We start from the raw sequence: 24,705 nt of genomic DNA, 5'->3' as shown, positions 1-24,705 counted from the left end.
CGATGAGCGCCCCCGCAGACGTCGAACGGCTCACGGCGTGGGTGCACGGCCGCGTCCAGGGGGTCGGTTTCCGCTGGTTCACGCGTGCCCGCGCACTCGAACTCGGTCTCGTCGGGCACGCGACGAATCATCCCGACGGTCGCGTCATGGTCGTGGCCGAAGGCCCCCGGCCGGCACTCGAACAGCTCCTCGCGTGGCTGCGATCCGGCGACACCCCCGGTGAGGTGCGGCTCGTCGTCGAATCGTGGGATCCCGCGCGCGGCGACCTCGACGGTTTCGTCGAACGCTGACATCCGTCCTGTTTGTCCGTTCGGCTTGGTATCCTGCCGCGATCGGGTGCAAGCGGCCGGGGGGTCGCGGTCGGCGAGGAGGAGACATATGGGCAGGCGTGCACGTTCGACGATGGTGGCGGCAGCAGCCGCCGCTGTGGCAGTGGCACCCCTGGCCGCAGCACCGGCGGCGGCCGGTCCCACTGCCACAGCACCGGCGGCGTTCGTTCCGGCTGCCTGCGCACCGCGGTCCGTCACGACGGTCGCGTCGGGGCTCGGTGTCCTCGAGAACCTGGCGTTCGACGAGCGGGGCGGTCTGCTCGTCTCGGACACCTCCTTCGTCGGCCCCGGAGCGCTGCGCCGGATCACTCCCGACGGCAGCGTGACCACCGTGCTGTCCGAGGTGACCGGTCCGGGCGGCATCGTCGTCGACGTTCCCACCGTGTACCTGAACGTGGGCAACACGACCGTCTCGGGGTTGGCCGGGATCGCCGACGGCACGATCGACACGCTCGACCTCGACACGGGTGAACGCGGCACCCACGGCACCGGGCTGGTCATGCCCAACGGCCTCGGCCGGCTGTCGGACGGATCGATGCTCACCTCACGCGATCTCGGCGAGGTCGGACTCACCCTCGTGCCCGCCGGCGGTGGCGAGGCCCGCGTCGTCCGTACCGATCTCGGATCCGTCAACGGCATCGCCGTCGACGGCGACACCGTCTACACCGTGACGACCTTCGAGAACGTCAACCGGCTCCACATCCTCGACGCACGCGACCTCGAAGGACCCGTGCGCAGCATCGACCTGCCCGGGCCGGGGCTGCTCTCTATGCCCGACGACCTCACGATCGGTCCCGACGGCGCGCTGTACATCGCGCTCAACCTCGCCGGCGCGGTCCTGCGGGTCGATCCGGCGACCGGGCACAGCTGCCGCATCGCCGAGGGCATCCCACTGATGTCCTCGCTCGCCTTCGGTTCGGGACCGGGCTGGGACCCGAACGTCCTGTACACGACCGGTTTCGACGGGACGGTCCGCGCGGTGCACCCGGCCTAGGAAAGCGGTCACAACCCGCCGGTAGAGTTCTCACCCATGTACCTCAAGAGTCTGACGTTGAAGGGCTTCAAGTCCTTCGCCTCGTCGACGACTCTCCGTTTCGAACCGGGTATCACCTGTGTGGTGGGCCCCAACGGGTCCGGCAAGTCGAACGTCGTCGACGCACTCACCTGGGTGATGGGGGAGCAGGGCGCCAAAGCCCTGCGCGGCGGCAAGATGCAGGACGTCATCTTCGCCGGAACCGCCGGCCGCCCGCCGCTCGGACGCGCCGAGGTCACGCTCACCATCGACAACTCCGACGGCGCGCTGCCCATCGAGTACTCCGAGGTCTCCGTCACCCGCCGTATGTTCCGCGACGGCGCGGGCGAATACGAGATCAACGGCAGTTCCTGCCGTCTCATGGACGTACAGGAACTGTTGTCCGACTCCGGTATCGGCCGCGAGATGCACGTCATCGTCGGTCAGGGCCGCCTCGCCGCGATCCTCGAATCCCGCCCGGAGGACCGACGCGCCTTCATCGAGGAGGCCGCCGGCGTCCTCAAGCACCGCAAGCGCAAGGAAAAGGCGCTGCGCAAGCTCGACTCGATGCAGGCCAACCTCGCGCGCCTCACCGACCTCACCGCCGAGCTGCGCCGCCAGCTCAAACCGCTCGGCCGGCAGGCCGAGGTCGCGCGTCGCGCCCAGACCATCCAGGCCGACCTGCGCGACGCGCGGTTACGTCTGGCCGCCGACGACCTCGTCACGCGCCGCGCCGAACTCGCCGGGCACGACGAGCAGGAAAAGATGGTCCGGGAGCGGCTCGACACCGTGCTCGCGGCCTTCGACGACGCTAACGCCGAACTCGCCCGCCACGAACAGGCCCTCGCGCAGCTCACTCCCGGTGCCGAAGCGGCGTCGCAGACCTGGTTCCGCCTGTCCGCCCTCGCCGAGCGCGTCTCGGCGACCGTGCGGGTCGCGCAGGAACGCGCCCGGCACCTGCACGCCGAACCCGAGGACCGCTCCGGTCAGGATCCCGACGAGATGGAAGCCCGCGCCGACCGGATCGCCGCCGAGGAAGCGGAACTGGTCGAGGCCGTCGAGATCGCGCACGGAGCCCTCGAGGCGGCCCGCGAGCAGCTCGCCGCGCAGGAGGAGGCCGCAGCGGCCGCCGAACGCGCACATCTGGCCGCGGTGCGTGCCGTCGCCGACCGGCGCGAGGGCCTCGCGCGTCTCGCAGGCCAGGTCGAGACGATGCGCACCCGCGCCGAATCGATCGACGCGGAGATCGCACGCTTGACCGTCGCCATCGAGGAGGCCCGGCTCCGCGGCGTCGCCGCACAGGCCGAGTTCGAGACCGCTCAGGCACGCATCGACGATCTCGACGCCGGTGAGATCGACGCCGACGCGCAGCACGAACGAGCGCTGGAAGCACAGCGGCTCGCCGACGAGCGGGTCACCGAACTCCAGGAGGCAGAACGCGCCGCGGGCAAGGTGGTCGCCTCGCTCGGCGCCCGTATCGAAGCCCTGTCGCTGGGACTCGAACGCACCGACGGCGCGGCCTGGCTGATCGACACGCGTTCCGGCGACGGACTCGTGGGGCGCCTCGCCGACCGGCTCCGGGTGTCCTCGGGATACGAGGCCGCCGTCGCAGCTGCCTTCGGCGCCGCGGCCGACGCCCTCGAGGTGGAGTCGGCCGACGCCGCGATCTCGGCGGTCGCAGCGCTCGCCGAAGCCGACCAGGGCCGGGTGGCATTCGTCCTGCCCGGCACTGCCGGTCCCACCGACACCGGCGACCTGCCGTCCGGTGCCCGATGGCTCCGCGAGGTCGTCGAGTGCCCCGCAGACCTGCGCGGAGGCGTCGACGGCCTGCTGGCCCGCACCGTCGTGGTCGACGACCTGCCCATTGCCCTCGGGGTCTGCGCTGCCCGGCCCGATCTGCGCGCCGTGACGCGCGGAGGAGACCTCGCCGGCGCGGGCTGGGTGGTCGGCGGCTCGCACCGCGCCCCGAGCACCCTCGAGATCCAGGCGGCGATCGATACTTCCCGTGCCGGCCTCGAACAGGCCGAACGTCGCTCCGAGGAACTGGCCGCAGCCCTCGCGGGCGCACTCGCGGAACAGGCCGAACGCGCCGAACACGTCGAACAGACCCTTGCCGCGCTCAACGAGTCCGACGCGGCGATGTCGGCCGTCTACGAACAACTCGGTCGGCTCGGCCAGGCGGCACGCACCGCTCACGCCGAATCCGGACGCCTCGCAGCCCAACGCACGGAGGCAGAGAAGGAACGCGACGCGGCACGGGAGAAGCTGGTCGAGCTCGAGGAGCGACTGCGCCTGGCCGAGGACGACTCGGCCGGAAGTAGCGACGGTGCGGGCACCGATCACACCGCCGCCGAGCGGGAGATGGCCGCGACCGCGCTCGCCGAGGTCCGGGCCGTCGAGGTCGAGGCGCGACTCGCGGCACGCACGGCCGAGGAACGTGCCGAAGCGCTTCGGGGCAAAGCGGATTCGCTCCGCCGCGCCGCGCAAGCCGAGCGCGAGGCCCGCGCTCGTGCCGAACGTGCCCGCGTCGCGCGTCGTCAGGCGGCGGCCGTCGCCGCGGCGGTGGCCGAATCAGGGCAGCGACTCGCCGAACAACTCGAGGTGGCCGTGACGACGGCACTCGCACAGCGCGACGACCTGAACCGGCGCCGCGCCGAATGCGCCGAGCAACTCGAACGGGCCCGCGAACTCGTCCGCGAACTGTCCGTGCAGCGCGACCAGCTCACCGACGCGGTGCATCGCGACGAAGTGGCCCGGGCGCAGGCCTCGCTCCGGATCGAGCAACTCGAACAGACCATCCTCGAGCAGCACGGCATCGCCCTCGACGACCTCGTGGCCGAGTACGGCCCCGACGTGCCGCTGCCGCCGACGCCGCTGGAGATGGCCGAGTACGAGCAGGCCCGCGAACGCGGCGAACAGGTCGTCGCTCCCCAACCGATGCCCTACGACCGGGTCACCCAGGAGCGGCGGGCCAAGCGCGCCGAGAAGGATCTCGCGACGCTCGGACGCGTCAACCCGCTCGCACTGGAGGAGTTCGCGGCGCTCGAGGAGCGGTACAACTTCCTGTCTACCCAGCTCGAGGACGTCAAGAGCGCCCGCAAGGACCTGCTCGCTGTCGTCGAGGAGGTCGACGCGCGAATCCTGCAGGTGTTCACGGAGGCGTACGCCGACGTCGAGCGCGAGTTCGAACAGGTCTTCGCGAAGTTGTTCCCCGGCGGTGAGGGGCGGCTCGTGCTCACCGACCCGAGCGACATGCTCACCACCGGCATCGAGGTCGAGGCCCGCCCGCCGGGCAAGAAGGTCAAGCGCTTGTCGCTGTTGTCGGGCGGCGAGAAGTCCCTGACCGCGGTGGCGATGCTGGTCGCGATCTTCCGGGCCCGTCCGTCGCCCTTCTACGTGATGGACGAGGTCGAGGCCGCGCTCGACGACACCAACCTGCGACGGTTGATCGGGCTGTTCGAGCAGCTGCGCGAGAAGTCCCAACTCATCGTCATCACCCACCAGAAGCCGACGATGGAGGTCGCCGATGCGCTGTACGGCGTGAGCATGCGGGGCGACGGCATCACCCGGGTCATCTCGCAGCGACTGCGCGGACGCGAGATCGCGACACCGGTCCCCGAACCGGAGGAAGAGCTCCAGGCCTGACAGTATGGGTGCGTGAGTACCGGAGCCTGGATAGTCATCGCCGCCGCGCTGGCGGTCGTTCTCGTCGCGCTCGTCGTCGGTCTGACCCTCTACCGGCGGCGGCAGGTGTCGCTGAAGGCGCCCGAGACCCCGCAGCTCGATTCCGCCGAGACAAAGGACCGCTCGGGCGGTTACAAGGCGCAGAGCGGATTCAGTTTCTCGCAGGGCACGGCCGCGCCACCGGCGCCGGCCCCCCGACCTGCGCCGAAACCGGCACCGAAGCCTGCGGTGAAGCCGGAGCCGGCGCCCCGCACGGTGCCGTTGCCGGAGGAGATCACCGAAGCTCCGCCGAGCGCACCCGCACCCGCCGAGCCGAAGGCGGAACCTGCGCCTGCGCCGAAGGCGGAACCGAAGCCCGAGCCGAAGGTCGAGCCCAAGCCCGAGCCGGAGCCTGCGGAGCCGAAGCCTGCCGAACCGGAGCCGGTCGAGCCCGAGGTCGCCCCGGAGCCGGAGCGTCCCGCTCCCGAGCCCGTCGAGCCCGAGGTCGCCCCGGAGCCGGAGCGTCCCGCTCCCGAGCCCGTCGAGCCCGAGGTCGAGCCCGCCCCGGCGACAGAGACCGTTGCCGAACCCGAGGTCACCGAACCCGAGGTCGTCGAACCGGAAATCGTCGAACCGGCCGGACCGGCCGCTGTTCCTCCGGCAGCCCCGATCGAGGAGATCGAACCCACCGCAGGTCGCCTCGTCCGCCTGCGCGGCCGTCTGGCCCGCTCGCAGTCGGCGGTCGGCAAGAGCCTGCTCGGCCTGCTCGGTGGTGGCGATCTCGACGAGGACTCCTGGGAGGAGATCGAGGACACGCTGCTCGTGGCCGACCTCGGTGCCGCGACGACCACCAAGATCGTCGACCGTCTGCGTGAGGAGATGGTCGTGAACAACGTGCGCAGCGAGGCCGACGCCCGCGCCGTGCTGCGCAGCGTGCTTGTCGATGAGCTCCGCCCCGAGCTCGACCGCTCCATCCGGGCCCTCCCGCACGAGGACCATCCCGCGGTGCTGCTCGTCGTCGGTGTCAACGGCACCGGAAAGACCACGACGACCGGCAAGCTCGCCCGCGTGCTCGTCGCGGACGGACGCCGGGTGCTGCTCGGTGCCGCCGACACCTTCCGTGCCGCGGCCGCCGACCAGCTGCAGACCTGGGCCGAACGCGTCGGCGCCGAGGTCGTCCGCGGCAAGGAGGCCGCCGATCCGGCCGCGGTGGCGTTCGATGCCGTCGCGAGGGGCATCGACAACGGTGTCGACGCGGTCCTCGTCGACACCGCCGGCCGCCTGCACACCAAGACCGGCCTGATGGACGAGCTCGGCAAGGTCAAGCGCGTCGTGGAGAAGAAGGCCGCCGTCGACGAGGTTCTGCTCGTCCTCGACGCGACGATCGGCCAGAACGGTCTGATGCAGGCCCGCGTGTTCGCCGAGGTCGTCGACATCACCGGTGTGGTGCTCACCAAGCTCGACGGAACCGCCAAGGGCGGCATCGTCTTCCAGGTGCAGCACGAACTCGGCGTCCCGGTGAAGCTGGTGGGTCTCGGTGAGGGCGCCGACGATCTCGCCCCCTTCGAACCGGAAGCCTTCGTGGACGCCCTGTTGGGCTGATCCGCACCGCGTCCGTTGTTCCGGCCGCTGTCCGCTCATGCGGGCAGCGGCCGGTTCCGTCGGTGGGGATGCGGTGTCCGAAAAGTGTGAAACAAGGATGAAACAAGGTCGGTTCCTGCGTTCACGCCCACGAAACAGCGCGGCGCCCCCACGGAAACATCCGGGCAGCAAGCTTTCCCTCGACAACGCGCCGCTCGGCGCGGCCTACAGGGAGGTTGCAAGTGGAGGAAGTGGTGAACACCGGCGACGCAGCGTGGATGCTGATAGCAGCGTCGCTCGTGCTTCTGATGACCCCGGGCCTGGCGTTCTTCTACGGCGGGATGTCCCGTTCCAAGTCCGTGCTCAACATGATGATGATGTCCTTCGGCGCGATGGCCGTGATCGGGGTCATCTACGTCCTGTGGGGCTGGTCGATGTCCTACGGCAACGAGAGCGTACTCGGGATCTTCGCGAACCCCTTCGAGCAGTTCGGTCTGCAGGGAGCCATGTACGGCGAGGATGGTGAGTTCCTTGCAAGTGGTTCGGGCAACTACCCGCAGATCATCGACATCGGTTTCCAGGTGACCTTCGCGATCATCACTACCGCCCTGATCAGCGGTGCGCTGGCCGAGCGCGTGAAGTTCGGTACGTGGATGGCGTTCGCGGCCATCTGGGTCACCTGCGCCTACTTCCCGCTCGCCCACATGGTGTGGGGTGGCGGCCTGCTCTCGGGCTCCGAGGACAGCATCGCAGCGGCCATGTTCGGCACCGTCGAGGACGGCGGAGAAGTCAGCGCCGCGGTGGAGCCGATCGACTTCGCCGGTGGCACGGTCGTCCACATCAACGCCGGTATCGCCGCTCTCGTCCTGGCCGTCGTCATCGGCAAGCGTGCCGGCTTCGGTCGCACCGCCTTCCGTCCGCACAACCTGCCGTTCGTCATGCTCGGTGCCGCGCTGCTGTGGTTCGGATGGTTCGGCTTCAACGCCGGTTCGGCCTTCGCCGCCGACGGTACTGCCGGCCTGGCCTGGGTCAACACCACCACCGCCACCGCCGCCGCCATCCTCGGCTGGCTCCTCACCGAGCGCATCCGTGACGGCAAGGCCACCAGCCTCGGTGCCGCGTCCGGTACCGTCGCCGGCCTGGTCGCCATCACCCCCGCTGCAGGCTCGCTGAGCCCGGTCGGATCGATCGCCCTCGGCGTCATCGCCGGTGTCCTGTCCGCCCTCGCGGTGGGTCTGAAGTACAAGTTCGGTTACGACGACTCGCTCGACGTCGTGGGTGTCCACCTCGTGTCCGGCCTGTGGGGCACGGTCGCCATCGGCTTCCTCGGCACCGAGACCGGATTGTTCTACGGTGGCGATTACAAGCAGCTCGTCATCCAGATCGTCATCGCAGTCGTCGCCCTGGTGTTCACCGCCGTCGTCACCGCAGTGATCGCCTTCGCACTCAAGCCCATGGGCTGGCGTGTGAGCGACGAGGAAGAGGCCCGCGGTATCGACGAAGCCGAACATGCGGAATCCGCATACGACTTCGCGCCGGCTCTCAAGTGATAAGAAGACCACGACAGTGAGCAGGGATGACAGCGGCCAGCGGGCTCTGGGAAGGATGAGGATATGAAGCTGATCACGGCGATCATCAAGCCGTTCACGCTCGAGGACGTCAAGGCAGGCCTGGAGCAGGCCGGTGTGCTGGGAATGACAGTCAGCGAGGTGCAGGGGTACGGCCGTCAGAAGGGCCACACCGAGGTCTACCGCGGAGCCGAGTACTCCGTCGACTTCGTGCCGAAGGTCCGTGTCGAGGTCGTCATCGACGACTCCGCTGTCGACAAGGTCGTCGAGACCATCGTCGAGGCCTCCCGTACCGGCAAGATCGGCGACGGCAAGGTGTGGGTCACGCCCGTGGAAGCCGTTGTCCGGGTCCGCACCGGAGAACGAGGTTCGGATGCGCTCTGACCCCCAGGGGTCCGGCACTCGAGGCCCTGATCGCGCTGCTTCGGCAGCGGGATCGGGGCCTTCGGTGTCCTCGGCCCGCACAACCGCACCGGCGGGCGCCGCCGATCTGGCGGCCGCCCGCGACACCCTGCTCTCCGGCGGCCCCCGCAGCCGCCGCCTCGACACCGTGGCCCTGCGCCACGCCCTCGTGGACCTGCACGAATTCTGGTTGACGACGAAGGGCTCCGAACTCGGCATCAAGCGCGAGGGAGGCTTCGCCATCGTCGCCGTCGGGGGTCTCGGACGCCGCGAGATGCTCCCGTACTCCGATCTCGATCTCATCCTCCTCCACGACGACATGGCGCCGTCCGTCGTGTCGAAGGTCGCCGACGAGCTCTGGTACCCGCTGTGGGACGCGCACATCAAGCTCGACCACAGTGTCCGGACGGTGCCCCAGGCCCTCCAGGTGTTCTCGTCCGATCTGACGGCCGCGTTGGGAATGCTCGAGGCGCGGCACATCGCGGGCGACGCCCAGCTGAGCAATCTGCTCATCGGTGGTGTGCGACGGCAGTGGCGCACCGGCATCCGGTCCCGCTTCGACGAACTCATCGAGACGACCGAGGTGCGATGGCAGCGCAGCGGGCAGATCGCCCACCGGGCCGAACCCGACCTCAAGAGCGGTCGCGGCGGGTTGCGGGACGTGCAGTTGCTCAATGCCCTGTCCGTTGCGCAGCTCACCGACGGCATGCCAGGACTCGGACCCGACGTCCCGGGCGGCGGGCTCGCGGCCGCCCACCGGCGACTGCTCGATGTACGCACCGAGCTGCACCGCGTCGCCGGCCGCTCCCGCGACCAGCTGCGCGCGCAGGACGCCGACGAGATCGCCGCGGCGCTGCGGATCGGCGACCGTTTCGATCTTGCGCGGGTGCTCACCGAATCGGCCCGCACGATCAGCTATTCCGTCGACGTCGGTCTGCGCACCGCGGCCAATTCGCTGCCGCGCAAGGGTCTGTCGCGTCTGCGCCGCGGACCGGTGCGGCGTCCGCTCGACGAAGGGGTCGTCGAGCACGGGGGAGAGGTCGCCCTCGCACGCGACGCGCATCCGCGTCGCGATCCGGGCCTGATCACGCGGGTCGCGGCGGCCGCTGCGCAGGCCGGACTGCCCGTCTCGGCGGCCACGCTCACCCGACTCGCCGATCACGCACCGGAGCTGCGCGAACCCTGGCCCCGGGAAGCCCTCGACGACTTCCTGGTGCTGCTCGGCTCGGGACGTCGCGCGGTCGACGTCATCGAGTCGCTGGACCGCACCGGACTGTGGGGGAGGTTGCTCCCCGAATGGGGTGCGGTGCGCGACCTGCCGCCCCGCGACGCCGTCCACACGTGGACCGTCGACAGGCACCTCGTCGAGACCGCCGTGTACGCGAGCGAACTGACGACGCGGGTCTCCCGTCCGGACCTGCTCGTCCTCGGCGCATTGCTGCACGACATCGGGAAGGGACGCGGCGGCGACCACAGCGTGGTCGGTGCCGAACTGGCCCTGCAGATCGGGCGGCGGATGGGCCTGTGGCCTTCGGATCTGGCGCTGCTCACCTCGATGGTGCGGCACCATCTGCTCCTGCCGCACACCGCGACCCGCCGCGACCTCGACGATCCGGAGACCGTGGCCGCGGTCGTCGGCGCCCTCGACGGGGATCCGGTGCTGCTCGACCTGCTCCACGCCTTGGCCGAGGCGGATTCGCAGGCCACCGGCCCGGGGGTGTGGGGGGACTGGAAGGCGTCGCTGATCCGGGAACTCGTGCGCCGCTGCCGCATGATGATGGCGGGGGACGAGCTGCCGGCACCGGATCCGATCGATCCCGCCCTCGCGAACCTCGCCGAGGACGGCGCCCTGCACGTCGCGCTCGAACCACGCGAGGACGGCCGCAGCTTCTCCGCGACCTTCGTCGCGCCCGACGAGCGGGGCGTGCTCTCCGACGAGGCCGGTGTGCTCTCCCTGCACGGTCTGCGGGTGCTGTCGGCCTCGATCGGCAGTCACGCCGGCAGCACGGTCAACAGCTTCGTCGTGGCTCCGAGATTCGGTTCACCGCCCGAAGCGGCCCTGCTCCGGCAGGAACTCGTGCGGGCGCGCTCCGGCGATCTCGACCTCCTCGGTGCCCTCGAGGCCAAGGACCGCGCCGAACGGGAGAGCCGGCTTCCCGAGCGAACGGCCCGGGCGGTTCCGGTCAGCGCCGCTCTCGCGCCGCCGCGGATCATCTGGTTCGAAGGATCCGAATCGGACCAGGTCGTGCTCGAGATCCGGTCGGAGGACCGGATCGGTCTGCTGTGCCGTCTCGCGGACGTCTTCGAGCGTGTCGGAGCCGACGTGCGGTGGGCGCGGGTGAGCACGCTGGGTTCGACGGTGATCGACTCGTTCTGCGTCGATCTCGCCGGTGCCCACACCCGTGTCTCCCGGGAACATCTCGAGAAGGAACTGTTGTCGGTCCTGCCTGCTCCCGAGCCGCCCGCACCCGTCGACAGAGCGTGACCGACGGATCGTGACAGCGCGGGTGGCCCGCGCTGTGGTGTGGCCACCCGCGATCGCGAGGGATCGGGAGCGGTTACCCTGGTTCGCAGCAATGTCCGCATCTTCGTCAGAGCTCAGGAGCGCATTCGGTGTTCGAATCCCTTTCCGACAGGTTGACAGGGGTCCTGAAGGACCTGCGCGGCAAGGGGCGGCTGTCCGACGCGGACATCGACGCGACCTGCCGTGAGATCCGCCTCGCCCTGCTCGAGGCCGACGTCGCGCTGCCCGTCGTGCGCGAGTTCATCAAGAAGATCAAGGTGCGCGCCAAGGGCGCCGAGGTGCATGGCGCGCTCAACCCGGCCCAGCAGGTCGTCAAGATCGTCAACGAGGAACTCGTCGGGATCCTCGGCGGCGAGACCCGTCGTCTGCAGTTCGCGAAGAACCCGCCGACGGTCATCATGCTCGCCGGTCTGCAGGGTGCCGGTAAGACCACGCTCGCGGGTAAGCTCGCGAAGTGGCTCAAGGCGCAGGGGCACACCCCGATGCTGGTCGCCTGCGACCTCCAGCGCCCCGGCGCTGTGACCCAGCTGCAGGTGGTCGGTGAGCGTGCCGGCGTGTCGGTCTTCGCGCCCCATCCCGGCACCTCCATCGGCGGAGGCGAGAACGAACTCGGAGTCACCGCCGCCGACCCGATCGCCGTGGCCGAGCAGGGCATCGCCGAGGCGCGCAACAAGCAGTACGACGTGGTCATCGTCGACACCGCCGGTCGCCTCGGTATCGACCAGGAACTCATGGCGCAGGCCGCGGGCATCCGCGACGCAGTGCAGCCCGACGAGGTGTTGTTCGTCCTCGACGCGATGATCGGTCAGGACGCCGTGAGCACAGCCGAGGCGTTCCGCGAGGGCGTCGGCTTCACCGGCGTGGTGCTCACCAAGCTCGACGGCGACGCTCGCGGAGGTGCCGCGCTCAGCGTCCGCGAGCTCACCGGCCAGCCGATCATGTTCGCCTCCACCGGTGAGAAGCTCGAGGACTTCGACGTCTTCCACCCCGAGCGCATGGCCAGCCGCATCCTCGGCATGGGCGACGTGCTCACCCTGATCGAGCAGGCCGAGCAGGTCTTCGACGCCGAGCAGGCCGAGGCCACCGCCAACAAGATCGGTTCCGGCGAGCTCACCCTCGAGGACTTCCTCGAGCAGATGATGGCCGTGCGGAAGATGGGCCCCATCGCCAATCTCCTGGGCATGCTGCCCGGAGCCGGGCAGATGAAGGACGCCCTCGCCAACGTCGACGAGAAGCAGCTCGACCGCATCCAGGCGATCATCCGCGGCATGACGCCGGAGGAGCGCGCCAACCCGAAGATCATCAACGGCTCGCGGCGATTGCGCATCGCCAACGGTTCCGGTGTGAAGGTCTCCGACGTCAACCAGCTCGTCGACCGGTTCTTCGAGGCCCGGAAGATGATGACGGCCATGGCCGGCCAGATGGGCATGCCGGGCGCACGCAAGAATCAGCGCAAGAAGGGCAAGAAGGGGAAGAAGGGCGGTCGCGGACCGACGCCGCCGAAGGTGCGGGGCGGTATGCCCGGCGGCTTCCCCGGTCTCCCAGGCGGCATGCCCGCCGGGATGCCCGACCTGTCGAAGATGCCGAAGGGCCTCGACGAGCTTCCTCCGGGACTCGAGAACTTCGACCTGTCGAAGCTGAAGTTCCCCAAGAACTGAGCCGGTCCGGGGATGACCGTGACCGAGGGTGATGCGCGTTCCTTCGTCGTGTGAGGCCGGTCGTCGGCCGACGGCGAACCCGCCGAACTGTTCGTCGGGGCCGACGGAGCGTTCACGGCCGAGCCCGGCCGCGACGCCGAGGTGCTCTGCGCCGACGGCTGGATCCTGCCGGGCCTCGTCGACGCGCACTGCCATGTCGGCCTCCGGTTCGGTGGGGGAGCGGAGGCCGAGGAGGGTCCGCTCGCGCAGGCCGTCACCGAACGCGACGCGGGTGTCCTGCTGCTCCGCGACGCCGGGTCGCCTGTCGACACCCGGGCCCTCGATCAGCGGACGGACCTGTCCCGGATCATCCGGGCCGGCCGGCACATCGCCCTGCCCAGCGCTCGCTGATGTAGCCCGCTAAGGTAGCCGATCCCTCGATGATGGGAAGGACGGAAGTACATCCCTGACCGCGGGAAGCCCGTGTATGGGTCCGCATACGTGTTCTGCGGATGGGCGGTCATGTCCCGCACTCGGCAACTGGGGCCTTTCGTGACTTCACAATGGTGGTTTCGCCTCGCTGGTGATGAAGCACCGGCGCTGTGGGAATGGCGCTCGATGGGTGCCCCGGATCCGAGATCGCTGGTGTCGGTGCGGCGGCCGCGGTCGTCGGTGCGGCACTCTTCAACACCGACCGACGCACCGGCGAGTACCCGTTGATCGACTGGGGGTGGTCACGCGCCGACGTGATCGACTACACCCGCTCGATCCTCGGCACCAGCGTCGGTAGGAGCGCGTGCACATTCTGTCCGTTCAGCTTTGCCAACAAGAGCAGTCGCGCCGAGAACTTCGCTCGTTATGCCGAAGCACCCGAAGTCGGCGCGAGAACCCTGTTGATGGAACACCTCGCACTCGCGCTCAATCCAGCGCAGGGCCTCGTCGGCGGCCGCCGCCTGATCGAGATGCTCCGCGAGCACCAGCTCGACAACGTCCTGGATGCCGTCGAGGCAATCCTCGAGAGCCACGAGCACGCTATCTACGAGATTCGCCGCATTCTGCGGCCCCGCAAGACCGACCCGACCGAACTCGGCGATGCCGCCCGCTCGGTCCGCATCCGCGGCCGCGGCTCCCGGGCCAGCATGCACAACATCCTCGGTCGCTTCGCGGCCGACGGAGCCGCACAGAACAAGGTTCGCCCGGACATCGGGGACGATGGAAATCGTGCGTGTCTACCAGCACGAACGTGGCCCGGTGTTCCCGACCGTCGAGCGGTACTTCGTCGTCGCCCCGGCCCTGGCGTTACCGAAAGAGCACGCCAACGTCGACCAGTGGTGGACACAAGCCTTCGCCGCCGAGGCGATGCAGCCGGCAGTGTAAGGCGCAGGGGACGTGCCATTTACGCATGTCAGTGGGGGTGTACCGGGTGGGCCGCCGGTCAACGGTCCAAAGATGGTCACATCTTCCACAGAGCCAGCACCGCGGCGCGCAGGCTCGCAGAGATGATGCGGTGGTCGCGGTGCAGGCGCGGGTTCGAGTGACCGCGGTCGGTGAGGATGCGCGTGGCGTCGGATATGGCGATGGGGTCGAGGTCGGCGCGGGCGTGGCGGGTGTGGGGGATGCGGTGGGGGCCGGTTGCGACGACGGCCGGTGGGTCCAGCCGGGTGTCGTCGTTGCTGATCCGGATCACGACGTCGCCGGGCTGGAGACGGGTGCGGCGGTCGGGACCGGGGTTGTCCTCGCGGACCCAGTGGGTGCGATAGCCCGGGTCCGATCCCGGCCAGGGGTACGACGCGGCCGATCTGCCAGATGGCGGTGGCGCTGTCGAGGAACACCTCGTCGACGACGGTGTCCTCGAGACGGTCGAGGAAGGCATGTGCTGCTGCGATGGCGCCGGGATCGTCGGCGATCAGCGCGGTATTGTCGGCGACGGTGGAGGCGTGCGAGGCGCTGGCCGGGCCGACGATCACCTTCTCTGCGGTGACGATCAGGCCGGTGTGCAGGTTCGCAGTCGACAGCACCTGCACGCCGGCGTCGAGGAAGTGGGCGAGGGTGGTGGGGAGGTGGCGTGTGCGCGCACGGCGGCGCGGGCGGTGTCGACGATCAACTGGCCCTCGCTGCGCAGCGGCAGCAGGTCTGGCGCGGTGTGGTCGAGGTAGGCGATGGCGACGCGCCGGGGTCCGGGCCGGCGCAGGGCCGCGGTGATGGCAGGCCAGGGGTGAGGTGCGTGCAGGGTCGTGCCCATGCTTCGGCACGGTAGCGAACAACGACGTCGTGCACGATGCAGACATGGACCGAGAGAGGCGCTGTCGGCGGCGGTGCGGATCGGGTATCGACCCGCCCTCGTCTCGGCAGGACTGTGGAGGCGACACTGTGCACCTGCAAGTGCAGACCGGAGACGGCCCGGCTCCGGTCGAGTCCGTGGAGCGAGGAGCGGGGATGTACGGAATGCGGACGAGCCGGGAGCACTTCTCGGTACCCGGATCGAATCCGGTGGCAAACTCGGTCGATGTGCACGCTCTCGCCGAGACCGCGCGCCGCATAGGCGGTGTCGGTCGGGGTCCGGCGCCGGTGATCGCCGAACTCGTCACCGGCGACTGGCAGCTAGTGCACTTCGCCGAGGCGGACCGGTTGCGGGAGATCACCCGCGCCCAAGGCCGCAAGTATGAAGGGGTGCGCGCCGGTCGGCTGCGGTGGTCCTCGACCGTGCGCGCTGTTCCCCCGGTGACGGAAACCGCCGTACCGCCCCGTGATCTCGATGTCCCTGCTGCGTCCCGAGCCCATCCGGAACCGTGGTGATGCCCACCGACGATGTGACGCCGCTCCGGCCGCGTACCGCCACCGGAATGATGATCGCGGTGCTGTAGGTCGCCTTCGCGATGTGGTTCGCCGCTTCCGGTCAGGCAGGTCCCGGTGTCGGCGCGGGTCTGCTGACCGTGATTCGGCTCATCGCCGTGGCGTGCGGGTGCCGCGCACGCGACCGCACTGCCACCGTCGATGGCGCGGGGACGTGTCATCGATGCAGTTAAATGGCGTTGCATTATGAATGTACTGCGCTTCATGATGTCGTCTCCCCGGATGATCATCTTCCCCGGTGTCCAGCGATTCCGGCCGGTACGAGTTCACGACTCGTGCGTGGGACCCCTACAACGCGGCTCCAGAGGTCGGGATCGCTCAACGGGCACCCGATCGAACAGTGCTCCGCCGGTTTCGCGATTTTCAGAGGTACCGTGACTACTCCGACCGATAGTCCGCTTGCTCCTGGGTTATCCCGAGAATGACAGCTCCGGTACGGCTGCGGGGACGGTGGGAGGAGCCGGGAAGGAACCGGACGTACGTTCCTGCGGGATGACACCGATTTCCTTCAAGGATTTCGCCCCGAAGAACGTAGTACCATTCCTCCCGGTGTGACAACCGACCTCGGGCCAACAACTGCCGGGGGCGAATTCGATCAGCCAACTCGACGCGAAATCCGAACGATGAATGCGCCGCCGCAGAATGCCGTCGGTGACCGGTTCGGCCTCGATGTCGAACACGGACAGCACGTGGCAGAGCGGCTCGTTGGTCATCGTGGCATCACCTTTGCTGCGGACACGTCCTCCGACACCCTGACGGCGTGAGCCCGCCGGTGAGGTCGGACCACGCGGAGAACTGCACAGGCGAAGGCAGCAAAAGCGACAGCACAGACGACAATCATCCCGTCGCGATAGTCGGCGGGTGTGGCTACGACACCGACCGAAGTTCCCTGCGGGAGCCGGAGTGTCACGACCGCCAGCACAAGCGCTGAGCCCAACTGATAGCCGGTCTGGGCAACCGCGGCAGCCACGCCCTGGTCCCGATCGGGAACTCCGGAGGTGGCTTGCACATAAGCGCCGGTAAAACTCATCGGGAAAGCGAAACCGACAAGCACCACAGTGGGAAGGACGAGATCCCAGAACGAACCCCCACCGCCGATTCGCAGGAACAACAGGTACGCGACTGCATAGATGCCGAAACCGGTAGCGATGACGAGGCGGGTTCCCACAGCGCTGATCAATACGCCGACCTTAGGTCCGATGATTGCCACCAGGACACTCAACGGGAGGAACCCAAGCGCCATCTGCAGCGGTGACCAGTGCAGGTTCTGCTGCAGATATAGCGCACTGAGGAACTGAAAGCTTGTGTAGGTTCCCATGATTGCAGCGCTGAACAGAGCGGCGGAGAGCAAGTCCCCCCCGCGGAACAGGTGCCGGGGGAACAGAGGTGCGACGCTACGCCGTTCCGTGTATGCGAACCCTGCGGCGAGAACGAGCACACCGGTTGCCAGGGCGAGTGTCGACGTCGAGGTCCAGCCTGCTTGTGGCGCTTCAACCACGGTGTAGACAAGCAGCAGCATCGTCGCAGTAAGAGCGAGCGATCCGGGCAGGTTCAATGTTCTCCGCTCGGTGCGGATTGGTCGATCAGGGGGGACGAAGGTCACTGCGCCGGCCCAGACTACAGCGGCCATCACCACTGACAGCGCGAATACCCAGCGCCACCCGACACTGCTGAGCAGGCCGCCACCGAGAAGGCCGGCCGAGAAGCCGACGGCTCCGCAGGCCGTGTAGATGCCGACGGCACGATTTCGGGCTGGTCCTTCAGGGAAAGTCGTGGTGATGATCGCGAGCCCGGCTGGTGCGGTCAGCGCTGCGCCCACACCCATACCGAACCGGGCAACGATGATCAACTCGACGGTGGTAGCGAACGTTCCGAGCAGAGATCCAGCAAGCAGGATCGCCACGCCGACGAGCAGGACCACACGGCGGCCGATCGCATCGGCGAGCCTGCCGGCGAACAGCAGCAGACCGCCGAAGCTGAGAACGTAGGCGCTGACGGTCCACTGCACGGCGCTGGCTGATGTCGCAAACTCGGATTGTATCGACGGTACAGCCACACCGATCATGGCGCTGTCGAGGCCATCGAGGAACAACGCACCACACACCACGACGAGGACTGCCCATAAACGTATGTCCCAGCCGGACTCGCTTGGTTCGATGGTCCCGGATGACGCGGTCGGTTCCGAATCGTTCATGCGCGGCCTCCGGCCGTGAGGAGATCCAATCGAGGACCGCACACGGCTCGGGCCAGAACCTTCAAGCCGCGGTCGAGATCTACGGGAGGCCGAGCGATGGCGACACGCAGATACCCGGGCCGATCGAACACCTCCCCGGGGATGACGAGTACACCCTCATCAAGCGCCCGTCGGGCCACGGCGAGACTGTCGAGGGACTTGTCGATCCGAAGCCACGCGAATGGCAGATCGTCCCGAGCATTGACGATGCTGACCTGCGGGAGCACAGACGCCCATTCCTGCAGAGTGCGAGCACCACTTCGACAGAGGGTGCGGGCTCGGGCGAGAAACCGGTCGCCGTCGCGCAGGACGGCCGTCGCGATGGACTCGCACAGTACCGAGTTGGAGATGGTGGTCAGGTGCTTCCGCTGCGTACAGCGGTCGACCAGGTCAGCAGTGGCGATACACCAACCGATACGAAGCCCCGGCAGACCGTGCAGCTTCGACAACCCGCTGATGACGGCAACGCAGTCGGAGATCCCCGCCGCCGACATATCGGGATCGCAAACATACTCCTCGTCGACCACGAGCACGGCGTCGTAGGCATCGGCGATGTCGGCGACCGCTTCGATGAAGTCGCGGGACGCGGTCCAACCGGTCGGGTTCTCCGGTGTGGCGACGACGATGACCTTCGTTCGCCAGGTCACGGCCTCCGCGACCGCAGCCAGCAGAGTGTGCTCACACGGATCGAGTGCGACCGTCACAACCGAGAGCCCGACCTCGGCCGGATAATAGGTGTGCTGGCTCCAGCCCGACCCGATCACTACCGCTTCGCTGCGATCGGTGATTTCGAGGCTGCGGACCAGAAGGGAGAATGCCTCTTGGGCACCGTGGCAGACAAGAACGTCTGCCGGGTCGACATTGTGGTAGCGCGCAGCGATAGCTGCACGCAGTTCGGGCAGCCCGGCCTGGTGACCATATCCGAGTGGCACGGTGGTGATCTCGGCGAAGCCCGGGACAGTGGTAATGTCCGCGAGTTCGACGTTGCTGTCACCAAGATCGAGGGTGTAACGACCGTAGCTCTCGACGAAGATCCATTGCTGCATCGTCAGTGTCATGCTGGTGTGATCCTTCGTTGGACGATAGCGAGGTCCTTCCGGACACCTTCGAGGTCCGCCACCCCCGTGCACATGCCGACGCGATCGAAACCGAATCTGGCGAACAACTGGACGCTCGCAGCGTTGTCGGCGAACATGCTGGTGACGACCGTGCGGATGCCTAGGCGAGGAGCGTCGTCCAGGAAGGTGCGTAGCAACGTCGATCCGATCCCGCGACCTTGGAAGGCCGGATCGAGATAGACGCCGCAGTCTGCGGTGACGCGGTAACCGGGACGATCGTTCCAAAAATCGGATACGGACAGATATCCGGTGACCGTGCCATCGTCGACAGCCACATAAATAGGTCGGGACCCGAAATCTCTTCCGGAGAACCATCCTTCGATATCGTGCACGCCACGCGACTCGAGGTCACACGTACTGGCACGCGATTCGATTGCGTGATTGTAGATCTCGCATATGCGCTGCGCGTCGGCGACTGTGGCGTGACGGACGGTCAGTGTGGTCATAATGCAGCTACCGCCTTCGGGGAGGGGGGTCGGACGGTGCCCGCGAACACATGGTGCGCCCGTCCGGTCTGCCAAATTTGTGTGCCGCGCCGATCGACGGTGAGCTGGCCACCGGGCATCCGAACGGTCACCGGGGCGGTGGTCGAACCGCGCGACAGTGCGGCCGCCGCGGCGGCGCACGCGCTGCTACCCGAGGCGAGAGTACGGCCGGATCCACGCTCCCAGATGTCGATGTCCATCCCGGCTGCGTCGTTCCGTGCGACGAACTGGACGTTGGTGCCGGAGGCGAACAGAGGATGAGTGGCGATCTGCGGTCCGAGGGTGTTCTGGATATGGGGCTCGACCGGGGTGAACACGACCGTATGTGGATTTCCGACGGACAATGCGGTCACGTCGAGAGCGCCGGCGGAAGTATCGAGCACGAACCGCTGTGGATCGATCGAGGGGTCGGTCAGCCCGATCGCGTGGGGCTCGAACACCGCCGGTCCCATTGCCACAGTGAGCGTGCCATCGTTGTTGACCTCGATCGGGGACGTTCCGGCGAGGCAGTCGATCTCGAATCGATCGCGATCGACTGCGCCGATATCGAGCAGCCACTGAGCATAGATGCGCAATCCGTTGCCGCTGCGCTCGCATTCGCTGCCGTCGGAATTGAAGATGCGCACTCGGAACGGCCCGCTCGCCAGGGACGGGCAGTGGACGAGAATACCGTCGGCGCCCACACCGAATCGGCGATCGCACAGCCTGACGATCTGCTGTACGTCCAAGGTCGTGCCGAAGTGACCGCCGTCGAAGACGAGGTAGTCGTTGCCCAGCGCGGTGTACTTCGTGAAAGGGAGATGCTCAGTGCTGGTCATCGATACCGAGCCCTTCCGGGTAGCCGAACATGATGTTCAGATTCTGAATTGCGGCCAGCGACGCGCCCTTGCCGAGGTTGTCCAGGTGGCACACCAAGGTCAGGTCGGTGCCGTCGTCGAAGCAGTAGACGGCAGCGTTATTGGTGCCCACAACGTCGTCGACCATGAGCAGACCGTTCGGGTCATCCGGTTGCGCGGTGCGCACCTGGACGAATTGCTCGTCCGCATAGGACTGTTCGTACTGCTTCAGGACGGCGACGGCGTCGGTCTCGTCGGTCAGGGCTTCGCGACCGAGGGTGATCGTCACCGACATCCCGCGTTCGAAGGCACCGACGGACGGTACGAACTGTGGCTTGCGGCCGAGTGGGCTGTGTCTCACGATCTCGCGCACGTGCTTGTGCTCGTGGTCGTGGGTGTAGCTGCCGGTGCGCAAGGTCTCGCCGGCGCGTTCGAAGCGCTGCAGCATCGCGCGACCGCCTCCGCTGTAGCCGGAGATTCCGAAGATGGGAACGTGCGCATTCCGGCGGAGGAGACCGGCGCGCGAGAGCGGGTTGAGCAACAGGAGCGCCCCAGTGGCGTAGCACCCGGGGTTGGCTACCCGCCACGCACCACTGATCCGATGTCGCTGGGCACCGCGGTCCAGTTCGGGCAGCCCGTATGCCCAACCGTCCGACACCCGGTGTGCACTGCTGGCGTCGAGCACGCGCACACCCAGTTCGTCTGCCAGAGCAGCGGATTCCATCGCAGCGGCGTCGGGAAGACACAGCACCGCACATTCGGCCTCGGCGAGGAGAGCGCGCTTGGCGGCGAGATCCTTTCGATCGTCCTCCGACAAGTGCAGGATTTCGAACTCGGGGTGATGGCGTCGCAGCAGGTCTTCGATCAGAAGACCTGTGGTGCCGGCTGCCCCGTCGAGGAACAAGGAGATGCTCATAAGTGATGTCCTCGCCGGCCGATCACATCCGGCCCGGGACAACGTGCGGTTCGAGCACGGCCGTGTCGTGCTCGTCGCCGTACCACCGTTCGTCCCACCGTGAGTAGGCAACGATGAGGATGTCCCGGGTGCCGCGGACATCGGTGGCCGCCTGGATGTCGGTCACATCATGCAGGACCGCCCGATCGTCGAGCAGCAACGTTTGACCGGGGGTCATCGTGTGTTCCCATAGCGGCTGTCCGGCCTCCTCGTCACTCCACACCCGAGTGCAGCCGCCGGTGACGTTCGAACGGGCGAACGCGCTGATGGTGACGAACTCGTGACCGTCCTTGTGCCGGCCTTCCGGAGTCAGCTGGCCGGAGCGCCGGGGTTCGGCGATGCTCCGGTTCTGGTGCACGTTGATCTGCCAGGCGGTCGTGCGGTCGAGGCCGAGCTGGTCCGCCAGTTCGGTGACGATCCCGCTGAAGTCCACCTCGAGCGGCTCGTACGGGCGCTTGAATCCGCCACCGACCGGGTTGAACTCCTTTGGCGCGGTGTAGGCGCGTGCCGGCAGCAACTCGGTGCCCCAACCATCGCTATCGTGGACGAGCTTGAACTGGGAAAACCGCTTGTATCGGGTGCCGTTGCCCATGAACGGATCGTGCGGACAGTTCTCATAGGAGATCAGTTGCTCGGCGGTGGCGAACAAGCCGTCCACGAGTGCGTAGCCGCGCTGTGCGAGATCTGTGTTCATCGGGCACTTCCGTAGGTCAGGGTCTGCAGAGTGGAGTCGAGGTAGCGCTGCGACGAGTTGAGGCGCGCCACGGCGCCCCAATAGATCTCGGGTGCCACCTCGGGACGTTCCTCGACCAAGGGAATGATGACGTTCTTGAAAAACCCCGACGCATGGCGCGCATCGATGCCGATGTGCTCGCGGTGGTACTCGATTCCCTCGACGGAGAGCGCGTTACGCCGCCACGCCTCGAGCAGCTGCGCGCACCGGCGCGGAAACAGGAATTCGGTCACGGCGAAGCTGCCCACGGCACGGAAGATCAAAGGCCTGCGCAATGCCAGCATGGCTGAGAGGTTCCCGCATACCATGGCGTCGACACTGAGATTCTCGCGGATGAAGTCGTCGGTGGCACCGACCTCGTTGAGAGCGTTCTGGAACATCACGGTGTGCACGCGCGGTTCGGTACCGTTTCCCATCTCGTCCCAGTAGTTGCCGGCCAGTTCGAGTTTCGGGCGTACGGACATCCCGATTTGCATCAGAGCGATGAAGTCGTCGAACCGCGGATCCAGCGCCGACTCCTGCGCAAGGTAGTAGGCGATGTCGCCGATTTCAGCACTGTCGGGCAGGAATTCGATGTAGAACGGGTGCCGGTTCGCTGGGTGCTCGCGAACGATCGATTTCAGACTGCGCACGAATTCGAGCCCGCCCCCGGACGTTGACGGGCATGCGGCGTGGTCGATGAATCGGTCCTCGTATGAGAGCATGCGCTCTTCGATCTGCAACGCACAGTGCAGGTCGGAACGCAAGGTGTCCAAGCCGGTCCGGGGCACGGAAGAAGGAATTTCGAACGAACGCGCATGAACGTCCGCAAGGCGCTGCTGAACCCGCAGCAAGGCGTCACTGTCGCCATACGTGTATGCGCGGTCGAGGAGTTCGGGTAGGTCGTTGATTTCGGCGGGCTGCTCGAGCAGGCCAGAAGAGAGTGATGCCATGAGATCTCCGAAGGTCGCTAAGGGATCAGCCGAGAACAGCCGTGGACATGGAGCTGGAAACGAATTGCATTGCACGAAGATCGAACTCGTACATCTCGGGAACGGGACGGAACTGGGACGGCAGTCCGAGGATTGCGCACACGGCCTGCATCGACCCCCACGAGGTGGCCAGCAGGCACGAGGCGCTCACTGAGGCGACCTTGTGGTTCTCGAAGTCGAGATTCGGATCGTCGAGATAGGCGCGATGCAACGCGTTCGGAGCGAGTGTGTTTCCGAAGTTCTCGAGGTTCTGCTGCTCGTCGTTCGAATCGGACTGGTGGAACAGGACGTCGAAGTCGATTCGATCGTTCTCGTGATAGTTGAAGTAGTGCCCCGTCACGCCGTAGGCGACCGGGCAGCACAAAACGGTGGGCACCTTGTGAATGAGAGCCTGACGGTGCAGCATCCGACGCTCGTTCATGGCGAAGAAGTCGATGGTGTCGCAGAGCGCCGAGGCGCCGGCGACGAAGTCGGAGACATTGTCTTCGTCGATGTCCGGGAACCGCGTGACGGTGATCTCCGGATTGATCGAGCGCAAGCGCTCTTCCAGCACCTCGGACTTCAGACGTCCGACGGTGTCCACTGTCGCACCGAATTGGCGATTCATGTTCTCCGGCCCGAAACGGTCCGTATCCGAGAGGCGGAAGTTGCCGATGCCCATCCGTGCGAGGCACTCCGCATACGTGTACCCCGTTCCGCCGCAACCGGGTATCGCCACTGTGGCCTTGCCCAGTGCGCGCAGCTGTTCCTCTGTAACCAACCCCAGCATGCGCCCGAACAGCACTTCCCTTGAATACACATTTCCCCCTCTGATCACGTCGAAGGCAAAGAACCCGGCATGGACCAAACCTGCGTCGAGACGTGCACGAGCAGGCGGAACAGATGCTGTGGTGATGGCCCCCGGACATCGAAAAGAAACCATCCGAGCGGTTTCTTTCGGGCAACTATAGCGCCCGATCGGGGCTTCGCAAGTGCAACAAAACGGATCGCTAGGCTCGGGCTTTCGCCCTCAGTTGTAGTTGGTGACTCGTCACGGATCGCTGACCGGATAACCCACCGGACTCAAGGTGAGGCGCCCGACAGGCTGTTTCCGAAACAAAGGCGCACCCACCAGATGACGGATGCAGAACAGTGTCGCGAGTCGCTCTTCCACTCTGATCCGCCGACTGAACGCGTCCGGGATCACGACACAGAACACCTTCCCGCGCGCGTCGTATGTTCGGTGGGGGAACCACCTGGCACGAAGCGCTCAGGGGACTGCTGCTGACCTACAACTCGTTCGGTCGCAACCGAGCTGCACGTGACACCCATAGCCATGGTTGGGTCGGCGGGCATGCGGCGGTGGCTGTAGGCACCGCGAGGGGCGACGTGGATTTCCCGGATCAAACCGGGCGGCTAATGCCGGTGCAACTCGGCTGCCGACGCGGGCCGCCACCTGGATCGACAGGGGCCCCGCTGGGATACTCCGAGCGCTCTGCAGCATATGTCGAGGGGAGTCCCGACGTCGGTCGATGAGCGGGTCGATGCGGAGAGCTAGGTGTGTCCCTGGCCCAGGAAACTCGATGCCTGTCGAATGATCGTCAGTTCGGTTCGAGTTCCGAGGTTCGCTTGCGCACAGCCCGTACCTAGGCATTACAGGCGGTCGGACCCACTCACGATTCCATTCGTCTTTCGCGGACGTTTCTGCCCTAACCGCCGTGACCTCCCTGAAGGTCACAGCGCCGTCCCGCGGGACTGCTGCACGATCAGGTGACAGGTTCGGTCACGCAGCCTGAGTGGCTGGTGTGGTCATGATGGTCTCGTAT

Annotated in this window: 22 protein-coding genes and 1 pseudogene; 11 read left to right on the top strand and 12 right to left on the bottom strand. The window is 67.2% G+C overall.

Translation table 11 applies throughout. The features are described from left to right. The first annotated feature begins 2 nt into the window (after positions 1 to 2). The 9 genes and pseudogenes from A5767_RS12110 to A5767_RS12070 all read left to right on the top strand — a co-directional run. Positions 3 to 290 (top strand): acylphosphatase, encoded by a 288-nt coding sequence (locus tag A5767_RS12110; protein ID WP_019289083.1) that lies wholly within the window; start codon positions 3 to 5, stop codon positions 288 to 290. Positions 291 to 378: 88 nt separating this feature from the next. Then, entirely contained in the window at positions 379 to 1,323 is a 945-nt protein-coding gene (locus A5767_RS12105; RefSeq protein ID WP_082937680.1) for an SMP-30/gluconolactonase/LRE family protein, read from the top strand. A gap of 36 nt (positions 1,324 to 1,359) precedes the next feature. Beyond that, positions 1,360 to 4,986, top strand: coding sequence for a chromosome segregation protein SMC (gene smc, locus A5767_RS12100; RefSeq protein WP_064852395.1), 3,627 nt, complete (start codon positions 1,360 to 1,362; stop codon positions 4,984 to 4,986). Between the two features lie 12 nt (positions 4,987 to 4,998). Continuing rightward, positions 4,999 to 6,606 carry a signal recognition particle-docking protein FtsY gene (gene ftsY / locus A5767_RS12095; protein WP_064852394.1) on the top strand — a complete coding sequence of 536 codons (1,608 nt, stop codon included), beginning with the start codon at positions 4,999 to 5,001 and terminating at the stop codon, positions 6,604 to 6,606. Between the two features lie 221 nt (positions 6,607 to 6,827). Continuing rightward, positions 6,828 to 8,135, top strand: coding sequence for an ammonium transporter (locus A5767_RS12090; RefSeq protein ID WP_006551219.1), 1,308 nt, complete (start codon positions 6,828 to 6,830; stop codon positions 8,133 to 8,135). Positions 8,136 to 8,198: 63 nt separating this feature from the next. After that, positions 8,199 to 8,537, top strand: a complete 339-nt coding sequence (locus A5767_RS12085; RefSeq protein ID WP_006551220.1) for a P-II family nitrogen regulator — start codon at positions 8,199 to 8,201, stop codon at positions 8,535 to 8,537. Beyond that, positions 8,527 to 11,040: a [protein-PII] uridylyltransferase gene (locus A5767_RS12080; RefSeq protein ID WP_024100623.1), complete on the top strand. Its 2,514-nt coding sequence runs from the start codon at positions 8,527 to 8,529 to the stop codon at positions 11,038 to 11,040. Before A5767_RS12085 ends, A5767_RS12080 begins: the two co-directional genes overlap by 11 nt. Before the next feature lie 128 nt (positions 11,041 to 11,168). Continuing rightward, positions 11,169 to 12,737 (top strand): signal recognition particle protein, encoded by a 1,569-nt coding sequence (gene ffh / locus A5767_RS12075; protein ID WP_024100624.1) that lies wholly within the window; start codon positions 11,169 to 11,171, stop codon positions 12,735 to 12,737. An 87-nt stretch (positions 12,738 to 12,824) separates the two neighbouring features. Continuing rightward, positions 12,825 to 13,115 (top strand): annotated as a pseudogene (locus A5767_RS12070) (amidohydrolase family protein); the annotation flags it as partial. Positions 13,116 to 13,450: 335 nt separating this feature from the next. Here A5767_RS12070 and A5767_RS23095 read toward each other — a convergent pair. After that, a complete protein-coding gene (locus A5767_RS23095; RefSeq protein WP_156665151.1) occupies positions 13,451 to 13,747 on the bottom strand; it encodes a hypothetical protein in 297 nt (98 codons plus the stop codon). Positions 13,748 to 13,937: 190 nt separating this feature from the next. On the opposite strand from A5767_RS23095, the gene A5767_RS23090 reads away from it, so the two are divergent. Then, complete coding sequence (locus tag A5767_RS23090; RefSeq protein ID WP_024100467.1) at positions 13,938 to 14,093, top strand: hypothetical protein; 156 nt, start codon at positions 13,938 to 13,940, stop codon at positions 14,091 to 14,093. A gap of 76 nt (positions 14,094 to 14,169) precedes the next feature. On the opposite strand, the gene A5767_RS24015 is transcribed toward A5767_RS23090, so the two are convergent. Further along, complete coding sequence (locus tag A5767_RS24015) at positions 14,170 to 14,403, bottom strand: hypothetical protein (RefSeq protein WP_052039964.1); 234 nt, start codon at positions 14,401 to 14,403, stop codon at positions 14,170 to 14,172. A gap of 297 nt (positions 14,404 to 14,700) precedes the next feature. Continuing rightward, complete coding sequence (locus A5767_RS24010) at positions 14,701 to 14,958, bottom strand: hypothetical protein (protein WP_264721985.1); 258 nt, start codon at positions 14,956 to 14,958, stop codon at positions 14,701 to 14,703. 248 nt (positions 14,959 to 15,206) lie between these two features. Here A5767_RS24010 and A5767_RS12055 point away from each other — a divergent pair, with 248 nt between their 5' ends. Continuing rightward, positions 15,207 to 15,512, top strand: a complete 306-nt coding sequence (locus A5767_RS12055) for a hypothetical protein (RefSeq protein ID WP_231913180.1) — start codon at positions 15,207 to 15,209, stop codon at positions 15,510 to 15,512. A 467-nt stretch (positions 15,513 to 15,979) separates the two neighbouring features. On the opposite strand, the gene A5767_RS23730 is transcribed toward A5767_RS12055, so the two are convergent. Genes A5767_RS23730 through A5767_RS12010 form a run of 9 tightly spaced genes read right to left on the bottom strand, consistent with a single transcriptional unit; the run spans position 15,980 to position 23,699 of the window. Then, on the bottom strand, positions 15,980 to 16,282 hold the full coding sequence (locus A5767_RS23730; protein ID WP_231913179.1) for a hypothetical protein: 303 nt from the start codon (positions 16,280 to 16,282) through the stop codon (positions 15,980 to 15,982). Further along, positions 16,279 to 17,763 carry an MFS transporter gene (locus A5767_RS12045; RefSeq protein ID WP_006551227.1) on the bottom strand — a complete coding sequence of 495 codons (1,485 nt, stop codon included), beginning with the start codon at positions 17,761 to 17,763 and terminating at the stop codon, positions 16,279 to 16,281. The genes A5767_RS23730 and A5767_RS12045 overlap by 4 nt, the downstream gene beginning before the upstream one ends. Continuing rightward, positions 17,760 to 18,860, bottom strand: coding sequence for a pyridoxal phosphate-dependent aminotransferase (locus A5767_RS12040; RefSeq protein ID WP_019289092.1), 1,101 nt, complete (start codon positions 18,858 to 18,860; stop codon positions 17,760 to 17,762). Before A5767_RS12040 ends, A5767_RS12045 begins: the two co-directional genes overlap by 4 nt. Beyond that, on the bottom strand, positions 18,857 to 19,366 hold the full coding sequence (locus A5767_RS12035; protein ID WP_006551229.1) for a GNAT family N-acetyltransferase: 510 nt from the start codon (positions 19,364 to 19,366) through the stop codon (positions 18,857 to 18,859). Before A5767_RS12035 ends, A5767_RS12040 begins: the two co-directional genes overlap by 4 nt. Further along, the gene (gene dapF / locus A5767_RS12030; RefSeq protein WP_019289094.1) at positions 19,363 to 20,223 is read right to left on the bottom strand and encodes a diaminopimelate epimerase; all 861 of its coding nucleotides are present in this window, start codon (positions 20,221 to 20,223) and stop codon (positions 19,363 to 19,365) included. The genes A5767_RS12035 and dapF overlap by 4 nt, the downstream gene beginning before the upstream one ends. After that, positions 20,210 to 21,157, bottom strand: coding sequence for an N-acetyl-gamma-glutamyl-phosphate reductase (gene argC, locus A5767_RS12025; RefSeq protein ID WP_006551231.1), 948 nt, complete (start codon positions 21,155 to 21,157; stop codon positions 20,210 to 20,212). Before argC ends, dapF begins: the two co-directional genes overlap by 14 nt. Before the next feature lie 22 nt (positions 21,158 to 21,179). Then, entirely contained in the window at positions 21,180 to 21,890 is a 711-nt protein-coding gene (locus A5767_RS12020; RefSeq protein ID WP_006551232.1) for a 2OG-Fe dioxygenase family protein, read from the bottom strand. Next, positions 21,887 to 22,861: an iron-containing redox enzyme family protein gene (locus A5767_RS12015; RefSeq protein WP_230826425.1), complete on the bottom strand. Its 975-nt coding sequence runs from the start codon at positions 22,859 to 22,861 to the stop codon at positions 21,887 to 21,889. Before A5767_RS12015 ends, A5767_RS12020 begins: the two co-directional genes overlap by 4 nt. A 25-nt stretch (positions 22,862 to 22,886) precedes the next feature. Further along, positions 22,887 to 23,699, bottom strand: a complete 813-nt coding sequence (locus A5767_RS12010) for a ThiF family adenylyltransferase (RefSeq protein ID WP_197483241.1) — start codon at positions 23,697 to 23,699, stop codon at positions 22,887 to 22,889. Between the last annotated feature and the right edge of the window lie 1,006 nt (positions 23,700 to 24,705).

The organism is Rhodococcus sp. 852002-51564_SCH6189132-a (assembly GCF_001665495.1).
GTDB lineage: Bacteria > Actinomycetota > Actinomycetes > Mycobacteriales > Mycobacteriaceae > Rhodococcus > Rhodococcus pyridinivorans.
Note: the sequence above shows the minus strand (reverse complement) of the source record. Positions and strands in the feature narration are given on the sequence as shown.